Below are 18,469 nucleotides of genomic sequence, written 5' to 3' on the forward strand. Positions count from 1 at the left end.
TACAGCGCCTATACGGGAGTCGCGCACCATCCCGTAATTTCAGGGGGTTTTCTCAAGGACTTCATCGGTTTAGACCGTGCGGTAACTTTTCCTTCCGTCGGGCGAGAGTCGCGAACTCCGCTCACCTACCTCCCGAAGAATGCGTTGACGACTATGAACCTTGCACAGATAAAACTTCCGTCTCGGCCACTCAGCCTCAAACGTGGCGTCATTTCGGTGCCGGCAGCCTATTATTTCTCCGTTCCCGTGCTTCTCGTAATCACGATTGTCATGCTGGTAGCCGAAGGCCCGGGCGTCGTGCGTGACTACAAGATCAGCCAGGATCCGCTGGAGATTGAAAACGGCGATATCAGCGGCAGCTGCAAGACACGCAAGGCGATCTTCACGACCTGCAAGGCCGATCTTTCCTACGACCATGCGGGCGTGAGCTACAAGAAGGATGTCGAGGTCATGTTCGTTGATCTCCATTCCGGCGATTACGAAACCGGGCTGGTCATCTCCGCGAAGAACCCGGAACTCGCAACGATTTCGCTGGGTCTGGACATGCTCTGGAACCGCATCATCACACTCGGCGTGTTCGTCTTTCTGCTTGGTTTCGGCAGTCTCGCCATGCTGTTCACACTTGTCCGCATGCTGCGGGTCCGCCTGCAGCTACGCAACCCGGCGCCCTTGACCGTTATTCCGGTGGCGCTGACGGCCGTTGCCGAAAAACGCAGCCGTCTTTTCGTGACCTATGCCGATACGGTCAGAGACGATAAAACCAAGCGGCAATCCTTCACGCATCTGGAACGGGGTCGCATTCCAGTTGTCATCGGCAATACCGGCAAACAGGATGTGGCGCTTGCAGTCCTGCATGGTAACGGCGCCTTGCCTGTTCTGCTTGACGATCAGCTGGAGCGGATCGACCTGACGGAACAGGAGCGAGCGGAAGCTCTCGCATCGCTCGCCCCGATGGTCGCGCACGAGACACAGGAGGCTGCCGCCGCCCAGGCCGCGTCGATGAACAAGGGGCCCGGTCTCCTGCGCAGGCTCGGGACTTTCGTCGCCATCCTCGCCGTCATCATCGTGGCGGTGATGGGCTACTGGCTGTGGTATGTCACAAGCGCTCCGTCGCAATTCAATTCCCCCGGCATGGACATCAACAACATGCTGCCGGCGGCACTCAACGAGTGGGGCTGCGCCCGCCTGCAAGAACGCTTCTCTGACGGCCGGGCTCCGTTTGGCTGCGCCGCCGCGGATTATCAAAGCTGGAAATAAAGGGTTTTCCTTTGTGCAGTCGGGTCGGTTTGCCAAAAGCGTTACAGCCTGGCACACCGGCCCGGACTCTACTCAGGATTCTTGTTGAGAAGAGGCAGATATCAATAGTTGCATTAGAGATTTATAAATAAACCACTTTCATAGTGCCATCGTGAGCGGTTCTTCAGAGGCTGGGAGAGTGCATCATGTTCACGGTGCTGGAATGCGTTGCCGTCCAACACGATCGGGAGATCGTGCTTCTTGCGGCATTGATCTGTCTGCTTGGAATGCTCGCCTTTTTTCACCTCTTGTTGCGCGCTGAGGAAAGTCCTTCCGACCGAAAGCCCTATTGGGTCCTGGTTGCCGCCTTTGCGGCGGGGCTCAGCGTCTGGGCCACTCATTTCGTGGCCATGCTCGCCTATAAGGGCACTGTTCCCATCGGTTTCGATTTTTCCTTCACCGCTCTCTCGGCCGTTCTTGCCGTACTCGGCTTCTGGCTGGCGCTCAATGCCCGCACGCAGGCAATCTACGGCCCGGTGATTTCTGCCACCCTGCTGACGCTGTCCGTTGCCGTCATGCATTTCGTCGGAATGGCGGGAATAGATGTCGCCGCCACGGTCAGCTACGATTGGGGGGCTGTTTTTGGCGGTTTTGCCGTCGCCTGGGCGTTTTTTCTGCTGTCCTCCTGGCTGTTTCACCGCCTCGGCGCCTGGGAGCGCATCGTTTTTCCCGCCGCCGCGTCGATCCTTGCAATCTGCGCACTGCATTTCACTGCCGTGTCGGCCACCGTTCTCTCTCCCGATCCCTCCATTTCCGGACCAGACCCCGACAATCTCGGCCGGCTGATCATGATCGGCGCGGTTTCCGGCGTGACATTCCTGATCCTTTCCGCAACTGCAACCGCGGCGCTCGTGGACCGGTATCTCGTCGACCTCAAGGGTCTCGTCGACGCGACACTGGACGGCCTTGCGGTCGTGCGCGATGGCCGCATCGTCGAGCTGAACACGCGTTTCGCAGGCCTGCTGGGACGCGATGAAACGTCGCTGGTCGGAAAGAATCCCGATGAACTTTTTCGGGCCACGGATGGGCAACCCGTCTATGTGCCCCGTAATGCGCCCGTAGAGGCCATACGTGAGCGCGCCGACCGCGCGCAGGTGTTCGAACTCGCAGTGCGCACCATCGAATACCGAGGTCGTCCCTGCGAGGTCATGGCCATTCGAGACCTGACGGAGAAGCGTGAGGCGCAGCGGGAGATCGAATATCTTGCCCGCCACGATGTGCTGACCGGCCTTTCCAATCGCACCATGTTCCAGACGCGGCTGCGCCAGCAGATCGAACATTGCGGCGAGGGCGACGAATTTGCGCTGCTCGCGCTCGATCTCGACCGCTTCAAGGCGGTCAACGATATATTCGGCCACGCCGAAGGCGACAGGGTTCTCAAGAAAGTCGCGGCGATTCTCGATGAATGCGCGAGATCTGGCGATGTGGTCGCCCGGCTCGGTGGTGATGAGTTCGTCATTCTGACCGCGCGGCATACCAAGGCGGAAGAAGCGCGCCTGCTTGCCGAGACGATCCTCGCCATGTTCGCCCTGAAAATGAATGCCGCCAATGATCCGACCGCCGTCGGTGTCAGCATCGGTATTGCCGTCTTTCCACGCGACGGAAAAGACGACGAAAGCATCCTGCATGCCGCCGATCTCGCGCTTTATCGGGCCAAGATGGGCGGCCGTGGCATATTGGCCTTTTATGACCCACTGATGGATCAGGAGGCGCGCGAGCGTCGCCAGCTCGAGACGGATCTGAGGCTGGCAATCAATCGTGATGAGCTCGTGCTGAATTACCAGCCGGTCCTTTCCGTCGAATGCGGTGAGGTCGTCGGTTATGAGGCGCTGGTGCGCTGGCAGCATCCCACAAGAGGCGTGGTGCCTCCGGACGTGTTCATCCCGATCGCCGAGGAAAGTGGTATCATCATCTCGCTCGGCGAATGGGTGCTGCGCGAGGCCTGCCGTCAGGCGAACACCTGGGCGCCGCATCTGAAAATCGCGGTCAATGTGTCGCCGCTGCAATTTTCCCTGGCCAATCTGGGCCATGTCGTCTGCACCATCCTGATGCAGACCGGCCTTTCGCCCAACCGGCTGGAACTGGAGATCACCGAAGCTGCCCTGCTGAAAGACCGAAAGGCGACGCTGACAATTCTGACCCAGCTCAAAGCGCTTGGCGTTGCCATTGTCATGGATGATTTCGGTACGGGTTATTCTTCGCTCAGCAACCTGCAGAGCTTCCCTTTCGACAAGATCAAGATCGACCGCAGCTTCATTGCCGCCATGAGCGATGACGACAATGCCCGTGCCATCGTGCGCGCGGTTATTGGCCTTGGCCGCAGCCTCGATCTGCCGGTAACGGCGGAAGGAATCGAAACCGATGCGCAATATCGCATGGTCGTCGATGAAGGATGCGCGCAGGCTCAGGGCTATCTCTTTGGCAAGCCGGATGTGGCGCCGGCACAGGCCGCGGGTACAACCACGCGGAAGAAATATACTGTTTGAGGAAGGCGCGGCAGCGCGTGGGGCGCGCTGCCGGCCATCTCCATGTCGGCCTCCACGCTCGGCCATTCATCCTCCCAGCCTGATTTCATGGAACGAGAGCCTGCGCAGATCGTTAGGATTGCGTGTGGCGCGCCGTGTTGTCGCTGCCACTTCCGGCGCCGGACAACCGCCCGGACAAAGCTGTCGGATCAGCTTTTCCCGGGCCGCGCGCGACGAATGGACACCTTTTATTGGGAGAGCCCGCAATGACAGACCGCCTCGAGCCCCAGGATCCGCGCAGCCAGTATCCGCGCCCGCCTTTTTCAACGCCGGAGCAGGAGATGCCGGGTCTCGTGACCAACATGACGCCCCTGCCGGATCATGGGGAGAAGAGCTACAGGGGCTCGGGAAAACTTGCCGGTCGCAAGGCGCTGATAACGGGCGGCGATTCCGGCATCGGCCGTGCGGTGGCAATCGCTTTCGCACGAGAAGGAGCGGATGTCGCGATCTCCTATCTTCCTGAAGAGGAATCCGACGCCGAGGAGGTGGTCGCGCTCATCGAGGCGGAAGGCCGTCTGGCGGTGGCGTTACCCGGCGACATTACCGATGAAGCGTGGTGTCGCGAACTGGTCGAAAAAGCGGCTGGCGATCTCAACGGCTTGGATATTCTGGTAATCAATGCCGCAAGACAGCAATATCGCGAGAATATCGAGGAGCTGTCGACCGAAGATTTCGACCGCACGATGAAGACCAATCTTTATGCTCTTCACTGGATTGCGCAGGCCGCCGTTCCGCATCTCAAGCCAGGCGCTTCCGTTATAACCACGGCCTCGATACAGGCCTACGAGCCTTCCGCAATCCTGCTGGATTATGCGACCACAAAAGCGGGCATCGTTGCCTACACCAAAGCGCTCGCGAAGCAGCTGATAGACAAGGGTGTGCGCGCCAACGCTGTCGCACCGGGCCCGTTCTGGACGGCGCTGCAACCGAGCGGCGGCCAGCCCCCCGAAAAGGTGCGCAATTTTGGCAAGGATAGCGATTTTGGCCGCCCCGGCCAGCCGGTGGAGCTTGCGCCGGTCTATGTCCTGCTCGCATCGCAGGACGGCAGTTTTATCAATGGCGAGGTTTACGGCGTGACCGGCGGCAAGGGTATTGCCTGAGGCAATGACTTTGGCGTCAGCTGGCTGGTCGAGGAGCAGACATGAAAAGGCACGAACGACGTTCACAAACGGACGCAAAACCCTTCGATGTACGCGACCGGCTGATATTGGCCCTTTACGCGCAGCTGAAGGCGGAGAGGCAGACGAGAGAGGCCATGGAATGGGTCATTCGCAATGGCGGCCTTTCCCCTGAAGTGCTGGAGGCCATGGCCTCCGACCCTGTCCCGGTTCTTGCGGAAGCGGACGTTCCTGCCATCGAGCGCATTCTTGCCGCAGACCGGAATGGCGGCCGCTCGTCGCGTAACGACAATCACGGGCGGGCGTCATGACCAGGAGGGCAAGCTGGAAAGGCCATTTGGTCTTTGGTGATTTGAATTGTGAAATCGGTCTTTATTCCGCGCTCACCTCGTCGGAGAAAATCTCGTTCAACATCGTCAACCGCAAGACGGGGCACCGCGTGGAGCGGCAATATGTGGATAGTGATACCGGCGAGGCGGTCGAACGGGACGAGCAGGTCAAGGGCTACGAACGCGATAATGGCGATTACATCGTCATCGAGGGTGACGAAATCTCAAAGCTGATGCCGGAAAATGACAAGGTCATCCGTATCCGGCATTTCCTCCAGTGCGACGACATAGACAAGCTTTATTTCGACAGGTCCTATTATCTAGCGCCCACACAGGAAGGTGGCGAGGAGGCGCTGACGCTTCTCGCCAGAGCGATGGAAGACGAAAATGTTGCTGCCCTCGGAGAGGCCGTGCTGTTCCGGCGTAACCGCGTGGTCCTCATCCGGCCGAGCGGCAGGGCGCTCGTCGCAACCACGCTGAACTTTGGTTACGAGGTTCGGGCAGAGAACACCGTCTTCAAATCCATCCCGGACATCGAGTTCGATGACGAAATGCTGGAACTTGCCGGTCATATCATCGAAACGCGGGCCGGCACCTTCGATCCCTCCGATTATAGCGACCGTTACAACGATGCCCTTGCGGAGCTGGTGAAAGCCAAGATTGAAGGCCGGGAAATCCGCAAGCGGGCGCCGCAGAAACATGACAATGTGATTGATCTCAAGGAGGCGCTTCGTCGCAGCGCAAGGGAAGACGCTGGAAAAAAAGCAAAGCCGTCAGGCCGCAAGACGTCGCGGAAAGCGAGCTGATCCATGGATTGCAGACCGATAACGCCAAAGGCAGCTTCGATAAGACCCTGAGCCCAAAAGGACGAAGGATAAGCCTGCTCAAGAAATTGAACGCGAGGAGAAGGCCGTGAACGACACCAGGCCGCCGCAGTCTGCCATCCAGTTCACTCACCCGGAGCGCCTCTACTGGCCGGATGACGGCGTGACGAAGGAAGGTCTTGCCGATTATTATGCCCAGGTCTGGAAGCAGATGGCGCCCTTCGTGGTCAACAGGCCGCTGGCGCTGCTGCGCTGCCCGGAGGGTATAGAAGGGCAGCGGTTTTTCCAGAAACACGCCTGGCGCGGCATCAACAAGGCCATCGAACAGATCAGGGATCCCAAGGACAAGGCCGGCGAACCACTAATCCGCATCACCGATTTTGACGGCATGATGGCGCTCGTGCAGTCGGCCGCCCTTGAAATCCACCCGTGGGGAGCGACCACCGCAAGCTGGGAAAAGCCGGATATGATCACCATGGATATCGATCCCGCCGAGGATGTTTCCTGGGAGGATGTGATAGAAGCGGCGCTCGAACTGAAGCGGCGTTTTGAAGCGGCGGGTCTGGCAGCTTTCGTCAAGACATCAGGCGGCAAGGGGCTTCATGTAGTTGCCCCGCTGAAGCCGCAGGCGGGCTGGACGGCAGTCAAGGCATTTGCCAAAGCCATGGCCGCAGAGATGTCGAAGGCCGAGCCGGACAGGTATCTCTCGGTCGCAACCAAGGCAAAACGCAAAGGCCGGATTTTCATCGACTATCTGCGCAACGGTCGCGGCAATACCGCGGTGGCGCCTTATTCGACCCGGGCGCGGCCGGGTGCGGCGGTCTCCGCCCCCCTCGAATGGTCCGAACTCACGGCCGATATCGGTCCTGCCCACTTCACGGTCAACAATATCGGGCCACGTCTTTCCGCACTGAAGAATGATCCCTGGGAGGGCTTTTTTGCCGCCGCGGAGGTTTTGCCGAAAAAGGCGCGCTAAGACCGCGTCTCAGCGCTTCTTTTCGGCCGCGATGCTTTTCTTCAAAGCGTCCATGATGTTGATGACGCTGCCGCCGGTTCGGGCCTTGGTGCCGGCCTTCTTGTTCGAGGCGGGCGCTTCATTGCCTTTGCTCTTGAGCAGCGACTTGATCTTTTTCTGGATCGGGTCCTGAACCAACGTCGGTTTCCACTCCGTCATCTGGCTGGAAATGCGTTTTTCCATGGCCTGCAGTAGCGGCTTTTCAAGTTTCATCTTCGGGTCGAGAGCGTCGATGCTTTCGCGCACCTCCTCGCCGTAGTGCAATGTCCACAGGATGATGCCCTTACCGGAAGGTTCCAGCAGCACGGCCCGTTCCCGCCGGTAGAGCACAAGCCGGGCAATGCCGAAAACGCCGTTTGCCGTCATGGCCTCGCGAATGACGCTGAAGGCTTCGGCGCCTATCTTGTCTTCCGGGCGAAGAAAGTGCGGTCGGTCGTACCAGATCCAGTCTATGGAGCCTTTTGGCACGAAGGTCTTGATATCGATGGTGCGGGTACTTTCGAGCGCTACGGCATCGATCTCGTCATCCTCGAGCAGCACATAATCGTCCTCGCCACGGGGAAAACCCTTCACCTGGTCTTTCGCCGCAACGGGGCGATGGGTGACGCTGTCGACATAACGGCTTTCGACGCGATTGCCGGTCTTGCGATTGAGAACGTGGAAGCGGTATTTGTTGCCTTCTGTCGTTGCAGGTGTCAGCGATACGGAGGCCGTCACCAGCGAGAGCTTCAGATAACCCTTCCAGAAAACCTGACGTGCCATTTCCCGCGATCCGCTTGCCCGTTGATCTCCCGGATCAAACCGCCACGGTGTGGTTTTTGTTCCGGGAGGGGCCGATGGGGCAGGGAGTCAGCCGAACAGCGACGTCAGCCAGTAAACGGAAGCGGAAATCAGTGCCGCGGCCGGCATGGTCACGATCCAGGCGATGACGATGTTGCCGGCCAGTCCCCAACGCACCGCGGAGACGCGCCGTGCGGCCCCGACGCCGACGATGGCACCGGTGATGGTATGCGTGGTGGAGACCGGGATGCCGAGCCACGTGGCGCCGAACAGTGTCAATGCGCCGCCGGTTTCAGCGCAGAAACCTTGCATCGGGTTGAGCCGCGTGATCTTTGAACCCATCGTATGCACGATGCGCCAGCCGCCGAACAAGGTGCCGAGCGCCATGGCAGACTGGCAGGAAATCACCACCCAGAAAGGCACGTAGAAACTCTCCCCGAGATGTCCCTGGCTGAACAGCAGCACGGCGATGATGCCCATGGTCTTCTGCGCGTCATTGCCGCCATGGCCCAGCGAATATAGCGAGGCGGAGATGAACTGCATGACGCGGAAGGTGCGATCGACTGCAAAGGGCGTCTGCCGCACGAAAAGCCACGATACCGCAAGCACCAGAAGCAGCGCGAGGAAAAAGCCGATAGCCGGTGACATGAAGATTGCGCCGACTGTCTTCAGCAGCCCCGACCAGACGATGGAATTGAAGCCGACCTTTGCCAGACCTGCGCCAACGAGGCCGCCGATCAAGGCGTGCGACGAACTGGAGGGGATGCCGAAAATCCAGGTGACGATGTTCCAGACGATCGCGCCGATCAGCGCCGCGAAAATCACCTGCGGAGATACGATGGCCGGATCGATGATACCGGTCCCGAGCGTTTCCGCCACATGCAGGCCGAAGAAGAGGAAGGCTATGAAATTGAAGAAGGCCGCCCACGCAACGGCATATTGCGGCCGCAGCACCCGGGTGGAAACGATCGTGGCAATGGAATTTGCGGCGTCGTGAAGACCGTTCAGAAAATCGAAGAACAGTGCAATGGCGATGAGGCCGACAAGCAGCGGCAGTGCAAGTGCGACATCCATCAGACGTTCTCGATAACGATGCCGCTGATCTCGTTGGCCACATCCTCGAAGCGGTCAACCACCTTTTCGAGTTCGCCGTAGATCTCGCTGCCGATCATATAGGCCATGGCATTGCCGGCGGCGCCATGGCGGCGGAACAGGTCTTTCAGTCCCTGGTCGTGCAGGTCGTCGGAGCGCCCCTCGACGCGGGTGATCTCTTCGGCGATCGATGACAGGCGCTGGGCATTGGTGCCGACCTTTTCGAGAAGCGGAATGGCCTCTGCGATCAGGCTAGCCGCGCGCACGATCTCATGGCCCATCTCCTTCATCAGCGGGTCGAATTCGCTCTGCTCGAAGAGACGGATGGTTTTGACCGTTTTGTGCATCATGTCGATGGCGTCATCCATGGACTGGATAAGGTCCTTGATATCGCCGCGGTCGAAAGGCGTAATGAAACTGCGTCGCACCGCAAGCAACACGTCGCGGGTGATGTCGTCCGCCTGATGTTCGAGGGCAACGATGAGATCGCAGTTCTTTTCGACATCGACGCCGCTCAACAGGCTGTCCAGGGCTTCGGCCGCTTTGATGACGGTTTCGGAATGTTTGCTGAACAGGTCGAAGAAACGATCCTCGCGCGGCATCAGTTTGCGGAAAAAGCTCATCATGCGAATTGGCCCTCAGTGGCGCTTTTAATGTTGTGGGGGGTAATTGTCATAAAACTGTCATAAATGCACGCGGGGCATTGATGCAACCCGGAAAATCAGCACTATCAACGGATATGAAATCGACGAAAAAAAGCCGGAAATCCCGCCCGGCCCGCCCCCTGACATTGCTTCAGCAGCTTGCTGCGGTTCCCGAAAAGCTCTTCACAGGCGCTTTCCGGCACCAATATGCTGCGCTGTGCTTTAGATATGGCGGGGGCGATGACAATGTCGAAATCCTGCTCGTTACCTCACGCACCAGCGGTCGCTGGATCATTCCGCGCGGCTGGCCGATGAAGCGCAAGAAGCCCCATGAGGCCGCGGCAATTGAGGCTTGGGAGGAGGCCGGTGTTCGTGGCCGGGTCAGAAAGGAAGCGGTCGGCCGCTATACCTATCTCAAGATGCTCGATGATGGCGAAGTCGTGCCCTGCGTCGTGGACGTGTTTCAGATCGAGGTGACGGGCGCGGAAACCAAATTCAAGGAGCGTGGCGAGCGCCTGGTGGAATGGGTTCGCCCGGACGAGGCCGCAAGAAGGGTCAGGGATATCGAGCTGAAATCGCTGCTGGTCGATTTCAGGCCAAAGGGCAAACGGAAGGGCCCGCAAGGCCGAAGTGCATGAAGACCTGAGATCGTAGCCATCAGGATGTGAGGCCGAGCTTCTGAAGACCACAGTCTCGGACGATCTCCGAAATATGAGCGAACTGCGCCGAAAGCGGGTTACTCTTCCGCCACACGATACCAATGGTGCGGGACGGTCGCGGTTCCGCCAGACGGAAGACCGAGACCGTGGACTGCCTTGTCTCCATGTCGACGGCCATTTGTGGAATGAGTGTGACGCCGATGCCGGCGCCGACCATTTGCACCAGCGTGGATAGTGAGCTGCCCTCCATCAGCACGCGGGGCGGCGCATTCGTGGTGCTGCAGAAGGATAGCGCCTGATTGCGGAAACAGTGGCCTTCCTCCAGAAGCAGCAGGCGCATTTCGCCCAGCTTGTCGGCGCTCGGCACCGGCATGCCTGCATCCTCCATCGGCCGCACCAGGATGAATTCCTCGGAAAACAGCGGGATTTCCTCCAGCGACGGTTCCGAGACGGGGAGGGCGACGATGGCCATGTCCAGCCGGGCCTCCAGAAGGTCCTCGATCAGTTTTTGCGTCACCGCCTCGCGCGGGCGTGCTTCCAGTCCGGGATAATGCCGGGTGAGCGTCTTGATGACCTGCGGCAGGAGATAGGGGGCAACGGTCGGAATGACGCCGATGCGCAGGCGGCCGCTGAGCGGCCCGTGCCGAGCCCGCGCCAGATCCTGCAGCTCATCGACCGATTGAAGGATCGCGCGGGTGCGCTCGGCAAACTCCTCGCCAAGAGCGGTCAACCTGATCTGCCGGTTGCCTCTTTCGACCAGCGGTGCGCCGATCAGTTCTTCCAGTTCACGGATCTGGAGCGAAAGGGCGGGCTGCGAAATGGCGCAGGCCTCGGCAGCACGCCCGAAATGGCCGATCTTGGCCAGAGCGTCAAAATAGCGGAGATGTTTCATGGAGAGCGCAATCATAAGCTCAGCATATCGCACCCTTTAGAATATACAATTGGAAATTATGGAACCCGCCTGCTAGTCATCATCATGACAGAAAGAGGCTGTAGCTGTGAAAGGCCGTCGGTGTCGCTGCGGTTGGCAGTAACCCGTTGCGAACGCTGATTCATACCGCTGCCCGTGTCGAACTTATTTTGTTTAATTGCTAAACCCATCGGAGGGCGAAATGGACGCAACTTCAAAACCGGCTGGCAAATGTCCCGTCATGCACGGAGGCAATACGGCTTCCGGCAAATCGGTGACCGACTGGTGGCCGAACGCGCTGAACCTCGATATTCTTCACCAGCACGACACCAAGACCAATCCGCTTGGCACCTCCTTCAACTATCGCGAAGCGCTGAAGACGCTTGATGTCGAGGCCCTCAAGGCCGATCTTCGGGCCCTGATGACCGACAGCCAGGACTGGTGGCCGGCTGACTGGGGCAGCTATGTGGGTATGATGGCCCGTGTCACCTGGCATGCCGCCGGCTCTTATCGCGTAACGGACGGCCGCGGCGGCGCCAACACCGGCAACCAGCGTTTTGCGCCGCTGAATTCCTGGCCTGATAACGTCAACACCGACAAGGGCCGCCGCCTGCTGTGGCCAATCAAGAAGAAGTACGGCAACAAGATTTCCTGGGCAGACCTGATCGCGCTCGCCGGCACCATTGCCTACGACGTTGCAGGCCTGAAGACCTTCGGCTTCGCCTTCGGCCGTGAAGACATATGGGCTCCGGAAAAGGACACCTATTGGGGTGATGAAAAGGAATGGCTGGCGCCGAGCGACGGTCGTTACGGCGACGTGACAAAGCCGGAAACGCTGGAAAACCCGCTTGCCGCCGTGCAGATGGGTCTCATATACGTCAATCCCGAAGGCGTGAACGGCAAGTCCGATCCGCTGGCGACGGCCGCGCAGATGCGCGAGACCTTCGCGCGCATGGGCATGAACGACGAGGAAACCGTGGCGCTCACCGCCGGCGGCCACACGATCGGCAAGTCGCACGGCAATGGCAGCGCGGCCAATCTCAGCCCTGATCCCGAAGCCGCAGGCCCGGAATATCAGGGCCTCGGCTGGATCAACACCAAGGGCCGCGGCATCGGTCGTGATACGGTCGTCTCGGGTATTGAAGGCGCGTGGACGAGCCATCCGACCAAGTGGGACAATGGCTTCTTCGACATGCTGTTCAAGCATGAGTGGACGTTGACGCACAGCCCCGCCGGTGCATCGCAATGGGCGCCGATCACCATTGCCGAAGAAGACAAGCCTGTTGACGTCGAGGATGCCTCGATCCGCACCATCCCGATGATGACCGATGCCGACATGGCACTGAAGGTCGATCCGATCTACCGTGAGATTTCGCTGAAGTTCAAGGATGATCAGGATCATTTCTCAGAAGTCTTCGCCCGCGCCTGGTTCAAGCTGACGCACCGTGACATGGGGCCGAAATCCCGGTATTTCGGACCGGACGTTCCCGCAGAAGACCTGATCTGGCAGGACCCGGTGCCTGAAGGCTCCACGAGCTACAATGTGGCTGCCGTACAGGCCAAGATCGCCGCTTCGGGTCTTCCGGTCGCAGATCTGGTTGCGACCGCCTGGGACAGTGCCCGCACCTTCCGCGGTTCGGACAAGCGCGGCGGCGCCAATGGTGCACGTATCCGTCTTGCCCCGCAGAAGGATTGGGAAGGCAACGAGCCCGCCCGTCTTTCCCATGTGCTTTCGGTTCTCGAGCCGATTGCCCGTGAAACCGGTGCGAGCATCGCGGATGTCATCGTTCTGGCCGGCAATTACGGCGTGGAACAGGCCGCGAAAGCGGCTGGCTTCGATATCGCCGTGCCGTTTGCACCGGGCCGCGGCGACGCTTCCGCCGAGCAGACGGATGCTGACAGCTTCGCTCCGCTAGAGCCGCTGGCGGATGGTTTCCGCAACTGGATCAAGAAGGACTATGTTGTCAGCCCCGAAGAACTGCTGCTGGACCGCGCCCAGCTTCTCGGCCTGACTGCGCCGGAACTGACAGTGCTGATCGGCGGCCTGCGCGTCATCGGCGCCAATTATGGCGGTGCGGCACATGGCGTGTTCACTGACAAGCCCGGCGCCCTGACGACCGACTTCTTCACGACGCTGACGGATATGGCCTATTCCTGGGTCCCGACCGGCAACAATCTCTATGAGATTCGTGACCGCAGGACTGGCGTGGCACGATACTCCGCCACTCGTGTCGATCTCGTGATCGGCTCGAACTCGATCCTGCGTGCCTATGCGGAAGTCTACGCACAGGACGACAACAGGGAAAAATTCGTCCGCGACTTCATCGCCGCCTGGACGAAGGTGATGAACGCGGACCGTTTCGATCTTCTGTAACGAGCCTGTTTGCCACTAAGAAGCGCCTCCCTGAGTGATCGGGGAGGCGCTTTTGTTTTCGACTTCTCGTAGATCGGCTTGGCGCCCTCACACGCGTTGCGCAAATGTGGTGGACGCGGCGGCGGCTCACCGACGGTCGGAAGACGGCACCGGACGCTCCGGGGATGATTTCTCCGCCCCTTGCGACGGGGTTCTGCCGCTCTTTTCATTCTCGTGGGCATCCGGTCCGGCGACGATGACGCCGCGGCCCTGTTCCTCGCGCTTCTTCTCTGCGAAGTCGCCGGGTTCCTTGTTGCGGTCCATGAATAATCTCCCTCGTTTGGTTCCTGTCAGGAATTCAACGGTCGTCCCGGGCAGAGGTTCCAGCCATTTGGGGGGAGAATGTTTCTATTCATAATGATCTTTGCTATTAACATGAATAGATAAGTCATGTTATGGCGGCGTGCAGGGTGATCGCCACGACTGCCCTGTGCCACGTTTGTTTCCACGCCTCGGCCTCGGCTCGACAACCGGACGGTAATTGCATTGGGTTTCTGGCATTCCATGACCTGGTACACGGAAGGGATCAGCGTCACCGCGCCGGTCAAGTGGCGCCAGTTCGACGGGCTGGTCAGCGCTTTCTGGGAGGCGGAGAGCCAAGTGGGGGCGAAAGGGTATTATCTCGCCGCCGATCCGCGCATCATGATTTTCTTCAACGACGTCTCGTCACGGATCCGCATATCAAATCGCGACGGCGAGCTTTCGCAGCATTCGCGGCCGATGACGCGGGCGGTTTACGTGCCGGCAGGCGTGCCCATGTGGACGGGCAGCAACGCCACGCATCGTTTTTCCCATCTCAACCTGCATATTCACAAGGACCGGCTCCTGCGCTTCCTGTCCCCGGCGGTCGGCGGTTCGGCGGCCATGACCGCGTTACGCCGTCCGGTCGAGATACAGGATATCGGCGGAGTGGAAACCTTGGCGCGCCTGATGGTGGATGAACTGGCCGAGCCGCAGAAACATCCGCTTTATGCCGAAAGCCTCGTCGGCAGTATTGTTGCCGGCTTGCTGGATATTCCCGAACCAACGCCCGAGCAGGCCAATGGCAGGCTGACGCAGGCGCAAATGAACCGGTTACTCGCCCGCGTGGAAAAGCGCGGTGATGACCGCATGACGGTCGCCGAGATGGCCGATATTGTCGGGCTATCGGAAAGCTGGTTCGCCACGGTGTTTCGCCAGACAACCGGCAAAACACCTCTGCAATGGCAACTTGAGCGGCGTATCGATGCCGCACAGAAACTTCTGCTGGAAGGCGATCTGACGGTGGCCGATATTGCTGCCCAGCTCGGTTTTTCGGATCAGGCTCATCTCACCAAGGCTTTCCGTCGGTCAGTGGGTAACACACCTGCTGCCTGGCGACGTCTGCACAGGCTGCTTTGAAAAGGCGGGATTTGCGTCCTGATGCGTAGGCCGTGGTGGGCGACCGCCTGTTTGAATCTCGGGCAAGCCAGAGCATGACATCGTGCATCTGGAAATATTCACAATATATTGAAATATTGTGGATATCTTACATCACCATGTCTTGCGCAGGGTAACCGAAAACGCCCTGCCTGGATTGTAGAAGTCTGCTCCGAACCCGCCATAAGAAACGTGTTTTTCGTTGAAAAGGTTGGAGACATTGACATCCAGCGAGGCGGTTTCCTGGATCTTGTAGCTGAATGCCGCATCCACGGTCACACTGCTTCCGGTTTCGACCTTGTTGGCGTTGTCGAAATAATAGGCGCCGGTATAGCGGCCGCCGAGACCGAACGTCATCTCACCGAAATGGTCGTTGCCCGCAAGCGTATAGTTGACCCATAGTGAGGCCTGATGTTCGGGCACAAACTGCGGCCTGTTGCCGACATTGCCGCCAGTGCCGTTTTCGGTGATTTCCGCATCGAGATAGGAATAGGCTGCCGTCAGGCTGAGACTGTCTGTGACCTCAGCCTTGGCCTCGAGGTCAAGACCACGCACACGCACCTCGCCGATCGTTGTGGGCAGGCTGGTGATCGGGCTTGTGACGGTGATGTTGTTCTTTTTTAGATCGTAGATCGAGGCAGTGAAAAGAGCCGGGAAAGCGTCCGGCCGGTACTTCACGCCGAGTTCGATCTGTTCGCCGCGCTCCGGCTCGACGGTGAGACCGGACGCGGGCACTACCGATTCAGCATAGCTGATATAGGGCGCGATCTCGTTGGTTATCTTGTAGGACACACCAATGCGCTTCGTGAGTTCGCTGATGTCGCCGCTCGCCGTCGTGCGGTTCAGCCGGTTTGTCTGGTCGGTGTCGATCCAGTCGTTTCTAAGGCCGGCGCTGATGGTGAGCCTGTCGAAGAAGGTCAGGTCCTGCTGCAGATAGAGCGCTCTTGTCTTCTGGTCCGTCAGGGAGTCCGCATAGAGCGGCACGGAAGAGGGCGCGCCGGTATAGATCGGGTTCATCCAGTTGATGCTCGGTGCAGCGCCAAAGTAGCTTTTGCTGCCGGAGGTGTAGTCATTGTAGAAAACACCGACCAGGCTTCGGCTTTCGACGTTGTCGAACCGCGTGTCATATTGCAGGCGCGTGTCGATCAGGAAGTTTTCGGTCTCGGTGTCGTTGCCGAAATAAGAACGATTGGCGATGGTCGAACCGTTGGTCGGCGTCGACGATATATAGGCATAACCGAAGTCCGTATTCGCCTTGCTGTAGCGGGCGTTGGAACTCAGGGTCAGGCCGGATCCGAAATCGTGATCGAACATCACGCTCAGCGAGTTGCGGTTCGTGCCGCGATAGTTGTAGTCGGGTTCTCCGAAGAAGCGGCTCCGGTCGAAATGCGAGCCGACGGGATGGCCGCCGCCACCGGGAACGCCATCCTTGTTAAGGTGGTCGTAAACGACAGTCAGGCTGGTGGCGTCGGTCGGACGCCAGGTAAGACCGCCCATGAAGAATTTCTCGTCGTCGCGGGAATAGTCATATTCCGCATCAGCGTTGCGAAGCTTGCCGGTCAGACGATAGGACAGAGTGTCGTCCCCGGTGATGTTGTCGCCGAAATCGAAGCCGGTCTCGGCGCGGCCATAAGAACCGCCGGTCACATAGGCTTCGCCGAAGCGCGCATGTTTCGGCACTTTTGTGGAGTAATTTACCGAACCGCCGGGGTCCGAAACGCCGAAGGTGGTAGAATTGCCGCCCTTTATCACTTCGACGCGCTCATAGGCATAGGTTTCTTCGCGCAGCGCGCCGAAGGGGCGGCCGAGCGTCAAGCCGTCGCGGTACATGTAAGCGTCGAAACCGCGAATCTTGAAATAGTCGAAACGGTCGTCGGAGCCGTAAAAATCCGTGGTGACGCCGGCGGTGTATTGCAGTGCTTCTTCTACCGTCTGCACGCCGCGCTGCTGCATTTCCTTGGCGGTGATGACAGAGACAGAGGCAGGTGTGTCGAGAATATCGGTCGCCATCTTGCTGCCGCTCGTCGTGCGGGTGGCGACGATCGATTTCTGATCATTGTCACCGCTGTCGATGGTGATGGTCTCCAGAACCGTGCTGCCGCCCGCGTTGGCAGCCTCCTGCGCCACGAGAAGGCCGGGCATGGATGCGGCAAGCGCCGTGCAGGTCAGCAGGGCCGCTTTCCCGTGGAGACGTCGCGCGGTTTTGCGGTTTCTGCCTTGGATTTCGATATTCATTGGTAGGTTCCAGAAATCAATGCCCCGATCGCCGTTTTCACGGACCACTCTCGATGCGCCCAATAACTTGAGAATGTTTGTCCGGTATTGTAGATTTTTGCGGTTTTGTACAAAACCCCGGAAATTTCACCGCTGTTGCGGAACGATTTCCTCACCGGACTTGACGGGGGCAATTGAAGCTGAGAATTCAAGTCCACTTTTGAACTTCGAAAGCCTCGCTCATGCCCCGCCTGTTTTGTGGTCTTCTACCGGTCTTCGTGTTTTTTCTGTCCGTGATCGCACAGAATACAGCTGTGGCGGAGGAGACGGCACCCTATCCCGTCACCATCAAACATGCTTTCGGCACGACGACGATTGCGAAGAAGCCCGAGCGGGTCGCCACTGTCGCCTGGGCCAACCATGAGGTGCCGCTGGCGCTCGGCATCGTGCCCGTCGGCTTTGCCGCCGCCAACTTCGGCGATGATGACGGTGACGGGCTGCTGCCCTGGGTGGCGAAGCGGCTATCTGAGCTCGACGCGCCAAAGCCTGTGCTGTTCGACGAGGGTGACGGCATCGATTTCGAGGCTGTGGCGGCAACGCAGCCGGATGTCATCCTCGCGGCCTATTCCGGCCTCAGCCAGTCGGATTACGACACGCTCAGCCAGATCGCGCCGGTGGTCGCTTATCCTGTCTCGCCATGGGCGACGGACTGGCGCGACATGATCCGGCTGAATAGCGCCGGTCTTGGAATGGCCGCAGAAGGGGAGGCGCTCATCAGGCGCATCGAGGGTGAAATAGCCGAGGTCGTTGCCGGCCACCCGCAACTGAAGGGCAAGTCGGCCATGTTTGTCACCCATCTCGACGCCACAAATCTCAGCGTTGTCAATTTCTATACGGCCAATGATACCAGAGTGAAGTTCTTCAAAGATCTTGGCCTTGCGTCCCCCAAAAGCGTCGCGGAGGCAACGAGGCCTGGGCAATTCGCTGCCGGTATCAGCGCCGAGCGCGTCGATGCCTTCGACGATGTCGATATCATCGTGACCTATGGTAGCGAGCCGCTGCTGAATGCCATGCGCGCTGATCCGCTTCTCGCCCGGATGCCCGCCGTCTCAAACGATGCTGTCGTTATGCTGGGGCGCGATCCGCTCGGCACGGCTTCTAATCCAACGCCTCTGTCGATTTCATGGGTGTTGAAGGACTATGCCGATCTTCTGGCAAGGGCCGCCGGTAAGTCCGGGAAATCACAGTGACA

Annotated in this window: 15 protein-coding genes and 1 pseudogene; 10 read left to right on the plus strand and 6 right to left on the minus strand. The window is 59.3% G+C overall.

The genetic code is table 11. The features are described from left to right. The first annotated feature begins 153 nt into the window (after positions 1–153). From HQN82_RS22075 to ligD, 6 genes and pseudogenes are all read left to right on the plus strand, one after another. The gene (locus HQN82_RS22075; RefSeq protein WP_048902936.1) at positions 154–1,257 is read left to right on the plus strand and encodes a hypothetical protein; all 1,104 of its coding nucleotides are present in this window, start codon (positions 154–156) and stop codon (positions 1,255–1,257) included. Between the two features lie 185 nt (positions 1,258–1,442). Then, on the plus strand, positions 1,443–3,782 hold the full coding sequence (locus HQN82_RS22080) for a bifunctional diguanylate cyclase/phosphodiesterase (RefSeq protein WP_022563799.1): 2,340 nt from the start codon (positions 1,443–1,445) through the stop codon (positions 3,780–3,782). Positions 3,783–4,027: 245 nt separating this feature from the next. Next, a complete protein-coding gene (locus tag HQN82_RS22085) occupies positions 4,028–4,921 on the plus strand; it encodes an SDR family oxidoreductase (protein WP_022563800.1) in 894 nt (297 codons plus the stop codon). A gap of 41 nt (positions 4,922–4,962) precedes the next feature. After that, positions 4,963–5,250, plus strand: a complete 288-nt coding sequence (locus tag HQN82_RS22090; protein ID WP_004444758.1) for a hypothetical protein — start codon at positions 4,963–4,965, stop codon at positions 5,248–5,250. Then, positions 5,247–6,074, plus strand: a complete 828-nt coding sequence (ku, locus tag HQN82_RS22095) for a non-homologous end joining protein Ku (protein WP_022563801.1) — start codon at positions 5,247–5,249, stop codon at positions 6,072–6,074. Before HQN82_RS22090 ends, ku (HQN82_RS22095) begins: the two co-directional genes overlap by 4 nt. Positions 6,075–6,138: 64 nt before the next feature. Continuing rightward, positions 6,139–7,068: pseudogene (ligD, locus tag HQN82_RS22100) on the plus strand (non-homologous end-joining DNA ligase); the annotation flags it as partial. Between the two features lie 9 nt (positions 7,069–7,077). Here the strand turns inward: ligD and ku (HQN82_RS22105) are convergent. From ku (HQN82_RS22105) to HQN82_RS22115, 3 genes are all read right to left on the minus strand, one after another. Next, the gene (gene ku / locus HQN82_RS22105) at positions 7,078–7,869 is read right to left on the minus strand and encodes a non-homologous end joining protein Ku (RefSeq protein WP_022563803.1); all 792 of its coding nucleotides are present in this window, start codon (positions 7,867–7,869) and stop codon (positions 7,078–7,080) included. 87 nt (positions 7,870–7,956) lie between these two features. Further along, positions 7,957–8,961: an inorganic phosphate transporter gene (locus HQN82_RS22110; RefSeq protein ID WP_004444749.1), complete on the minus strand. Its 1,005-nt coding sequence runs from the start codon at positions 8,959–8,961 to the stop codon at positions 7,957–7,959. Continuing rightward, positions 8,961–9,605: a DUF47 domain-containing protein gene (locus HQN82_RS22115; RefSeq protein WP_022563805.1), complete on the minus strand. Its 645-nt coding sequence runs from the start codon at positions 9,603–9,605 to the stop codon at positions 8,961–8,963. The genes HQN82_RS22110 and HQN82_RS22115 overlap by 1 nt, the downstream gene beginning before the upstream one ends. 113 nt (positions 9,606–9,718) lie before the next feature. On the opposite strand from HQN82_RS22115, the gene HQN82_RS22120 reads away from it, so the two are divergent. Next, complete coding sequence (locus HQN82_RS22120; RefSeq protein ID WP_173615949.1) at positions 9,719–10,261, plus strand: NUDIX hydrolase; 543 nt, start codon at positions 9,719–9,721, stop codon at positions 10,259–10,261. Positions 10,262–10,280: 19 nt separating this feature from the next. On the opposite strand, the gene HQN82_RS22125 is transcribed toward HQN82_RS22120, so the two are convergent. Then, positions 10,281–11,189: a hydrogen peroxide-inducible genes activator gene (locus HQN82_RS22125; RefSeq protein ID WP_173615950.1), complete on the minus strand. Its 909-nt coding sequence runs from the start codon at positions 11,187–11,189 to the stop codon at positions 10,281–10,283. A 205-nt stretch (positions 11,190–11,394) separates the two neighbouring features. Here HQN82_RS22125 and katG point away from each other — a divergent pair, with 205 nt between their 5' ends. Beyond that, positions 11,395–13,566: a catalase/peroxidase HPI gene (gene katG, locus HQN82_RS22130; protein ID WP_022563808.1), complete on the plus strand. Its 2,172-nt coding sequence runs from the start codon at positions 11,395–11,397 to the stop codon at positions 13,564–13,566. 126 nt (positions 13,567–13,692) lie between these two features. Here katG and HQN82_RS22135 read toward each other — a convergent pair whose 3' ends face one another. After that, positions 13,693–13,869, minus strand: a complete 177-nt coding sequence (locus tag HQN82_RS22135) for a hypothetical protein (RefSeq protein ID WP_004444725.1) — start codon at positions 13,867–13,869, stop codon at positions 13,693–13,695. 222 nt (positions 13,870–14,091) lie between these two features. On the opposite strand from HQN82_RS22135, the gene HQN82_RS22140 reads away from it, so the two are divergent. Then, positions 14,092–14,985: a helix-turn-helix domain-containing protein gene (locus HQN82_RS22140; RefSeq protein ID WP_210259562.1), complete on the plus strand. Its 894-nt coding sequence runs from the start codon at positions 14,092–14,094 to the stop codon at positions 14,983–14,985. A gap of 132 nt (positions 14,986–15,117) precedes the next feature. Here the strand turns inward: HQN82_RS22140 and HQN82_RS22145 are convergent, their stop codons facing one another. Then, positions 15,118–17,238 carry a TonB-dependent siderophore receptor gene (locus tag HQN82_RS22145; RefSeq protein WP_173615952.1) on the minus strand — a complete coding sequence of 707 codons (2,121 nt, stop codon included), beginning with the start codon at positions 17,236–17,238 and terminating at the stop codon, positions 15,118–15,120. A gap of 221 nt (positions 17,239–17,459) precedes the next feature. Here HQN82_RS22145 and HQN82_RS22150 point away from each other — a divergent pair, with 221 nt between their 5' ends. Continuing rightward, entirely contained in the window at positions 17,460–18,467 is a 1,008-nt protein-coding gene (locus tag HQN82_RS22150) for an iron-siderophore ABC transporter substrate-binding protein (protein ID WP_022563812.1), read from the plus strand. Positions 18,468–18,469: the final 2 nt, after the last annotated feature.

It is taken from the genome of Agrobacterium pusense (assembly GCF_013285525.1).
GTDB classification, from domain to species: Bacteria; Pseudomonadota; Alphaproteobacteria; order Rhizobiales; family Rhizobiaceae; genus Agrobacterium; species Agrobacterium pusense.

Coding starts and splice junctions, on each gene's coding strand:
- HQN82_RS22075 (WP_048902936.1), top strand. CDS start 154: ATGAACCTTGCACAGATAAAACTTCCGTCTCGGCCACTCAGCCTCAAA.
- HQN82_RS22080 (WP_022563799.1), top strand. CDS start 1,443: ATGTTCACGGTGCTGGAATGCGTTGCCGTCCAACACGATCGGGAGATC.
- HQN82_RS22085 (WP_022563800.1), top strand. CDS start 4,028: ATGACAGACCGCCTCGAGCCCCAGGATCCGCGCAGCCAGTATCCGCGC.
- HQN82_RS22090 (WP_004444758.1), top strand. CDS start 4,963: ATGAAAAGGCACGAACGACGTTCACAAACGGACGCAAAACCCTTCGAT.
- ku (WP_022563801.1), top strand. CDS start 5,247: ATGACCAGGAGGGCAAGCTGGAAAGGCCATTTGGTCTTTGGTGATTTG.
- ku (WP_022563803.1), bottom strand. CDS start 7,869: ATGGCACGTCAGGTTTTCTGGAAGGGTTATCTGAAGCTCTCGCTGGTG.
- HQN82_RS22110 (WP_004444749.1), bottom strand. CDS start 8,961: ATGGATGTCGCACTTGCACTGCCGCTGCTTGTCGGCCTCATCGCCATT.
- HQN82_RS22115 (WP_022563805.1), bottom strand. CDS start 9,605: ATGATGAGCTTTTTCCGCAAACTGATGCCGCGCGAGGATCGTTTCTTC.
- HQN82_RS22120 (WP_173615949.1), top strand. CDS start 9,719: ATGAAATCGACGAAAAAAAGCCGGAAATCCCGCCCGGCCCGCCCCCTG.
- HQN82_RS22125 (WP_173615950.1), bottom strand. CDS start 11,189: ATGATTGCGCTCTCCATGAAACATCTCCGCTATTTTGACGCTCTGGCC.
- katG (WP_022563808.1), top strand. CDS start 11,395: ATGGACGCAACTTCAAAACCGGCTGGCAAATGTCCCGTCATGCACGGA.
- HQN82_RS22135 (WP_004444725.1), bottom strand. CDS start 13,869: ATGGACCGCAACAAGGAACCCGGCGACTTCGCAGAGAAGAAGCGCGAG.
- HQN82_RS22145 (WP_173615952.1), bottom strand. CDS start 17,238: ATGAATATCGAAATCCAAGGCAGAAACCGCAAAACCGCGCGACGTCTC.
- HQN82_RS22150 (WP_022563812.1), top strand. CDS start 17,460: ATGCCCCGCCTGTTTTGTGGTCTTCTACCGGTCTTCGTGTTTTTTCTG.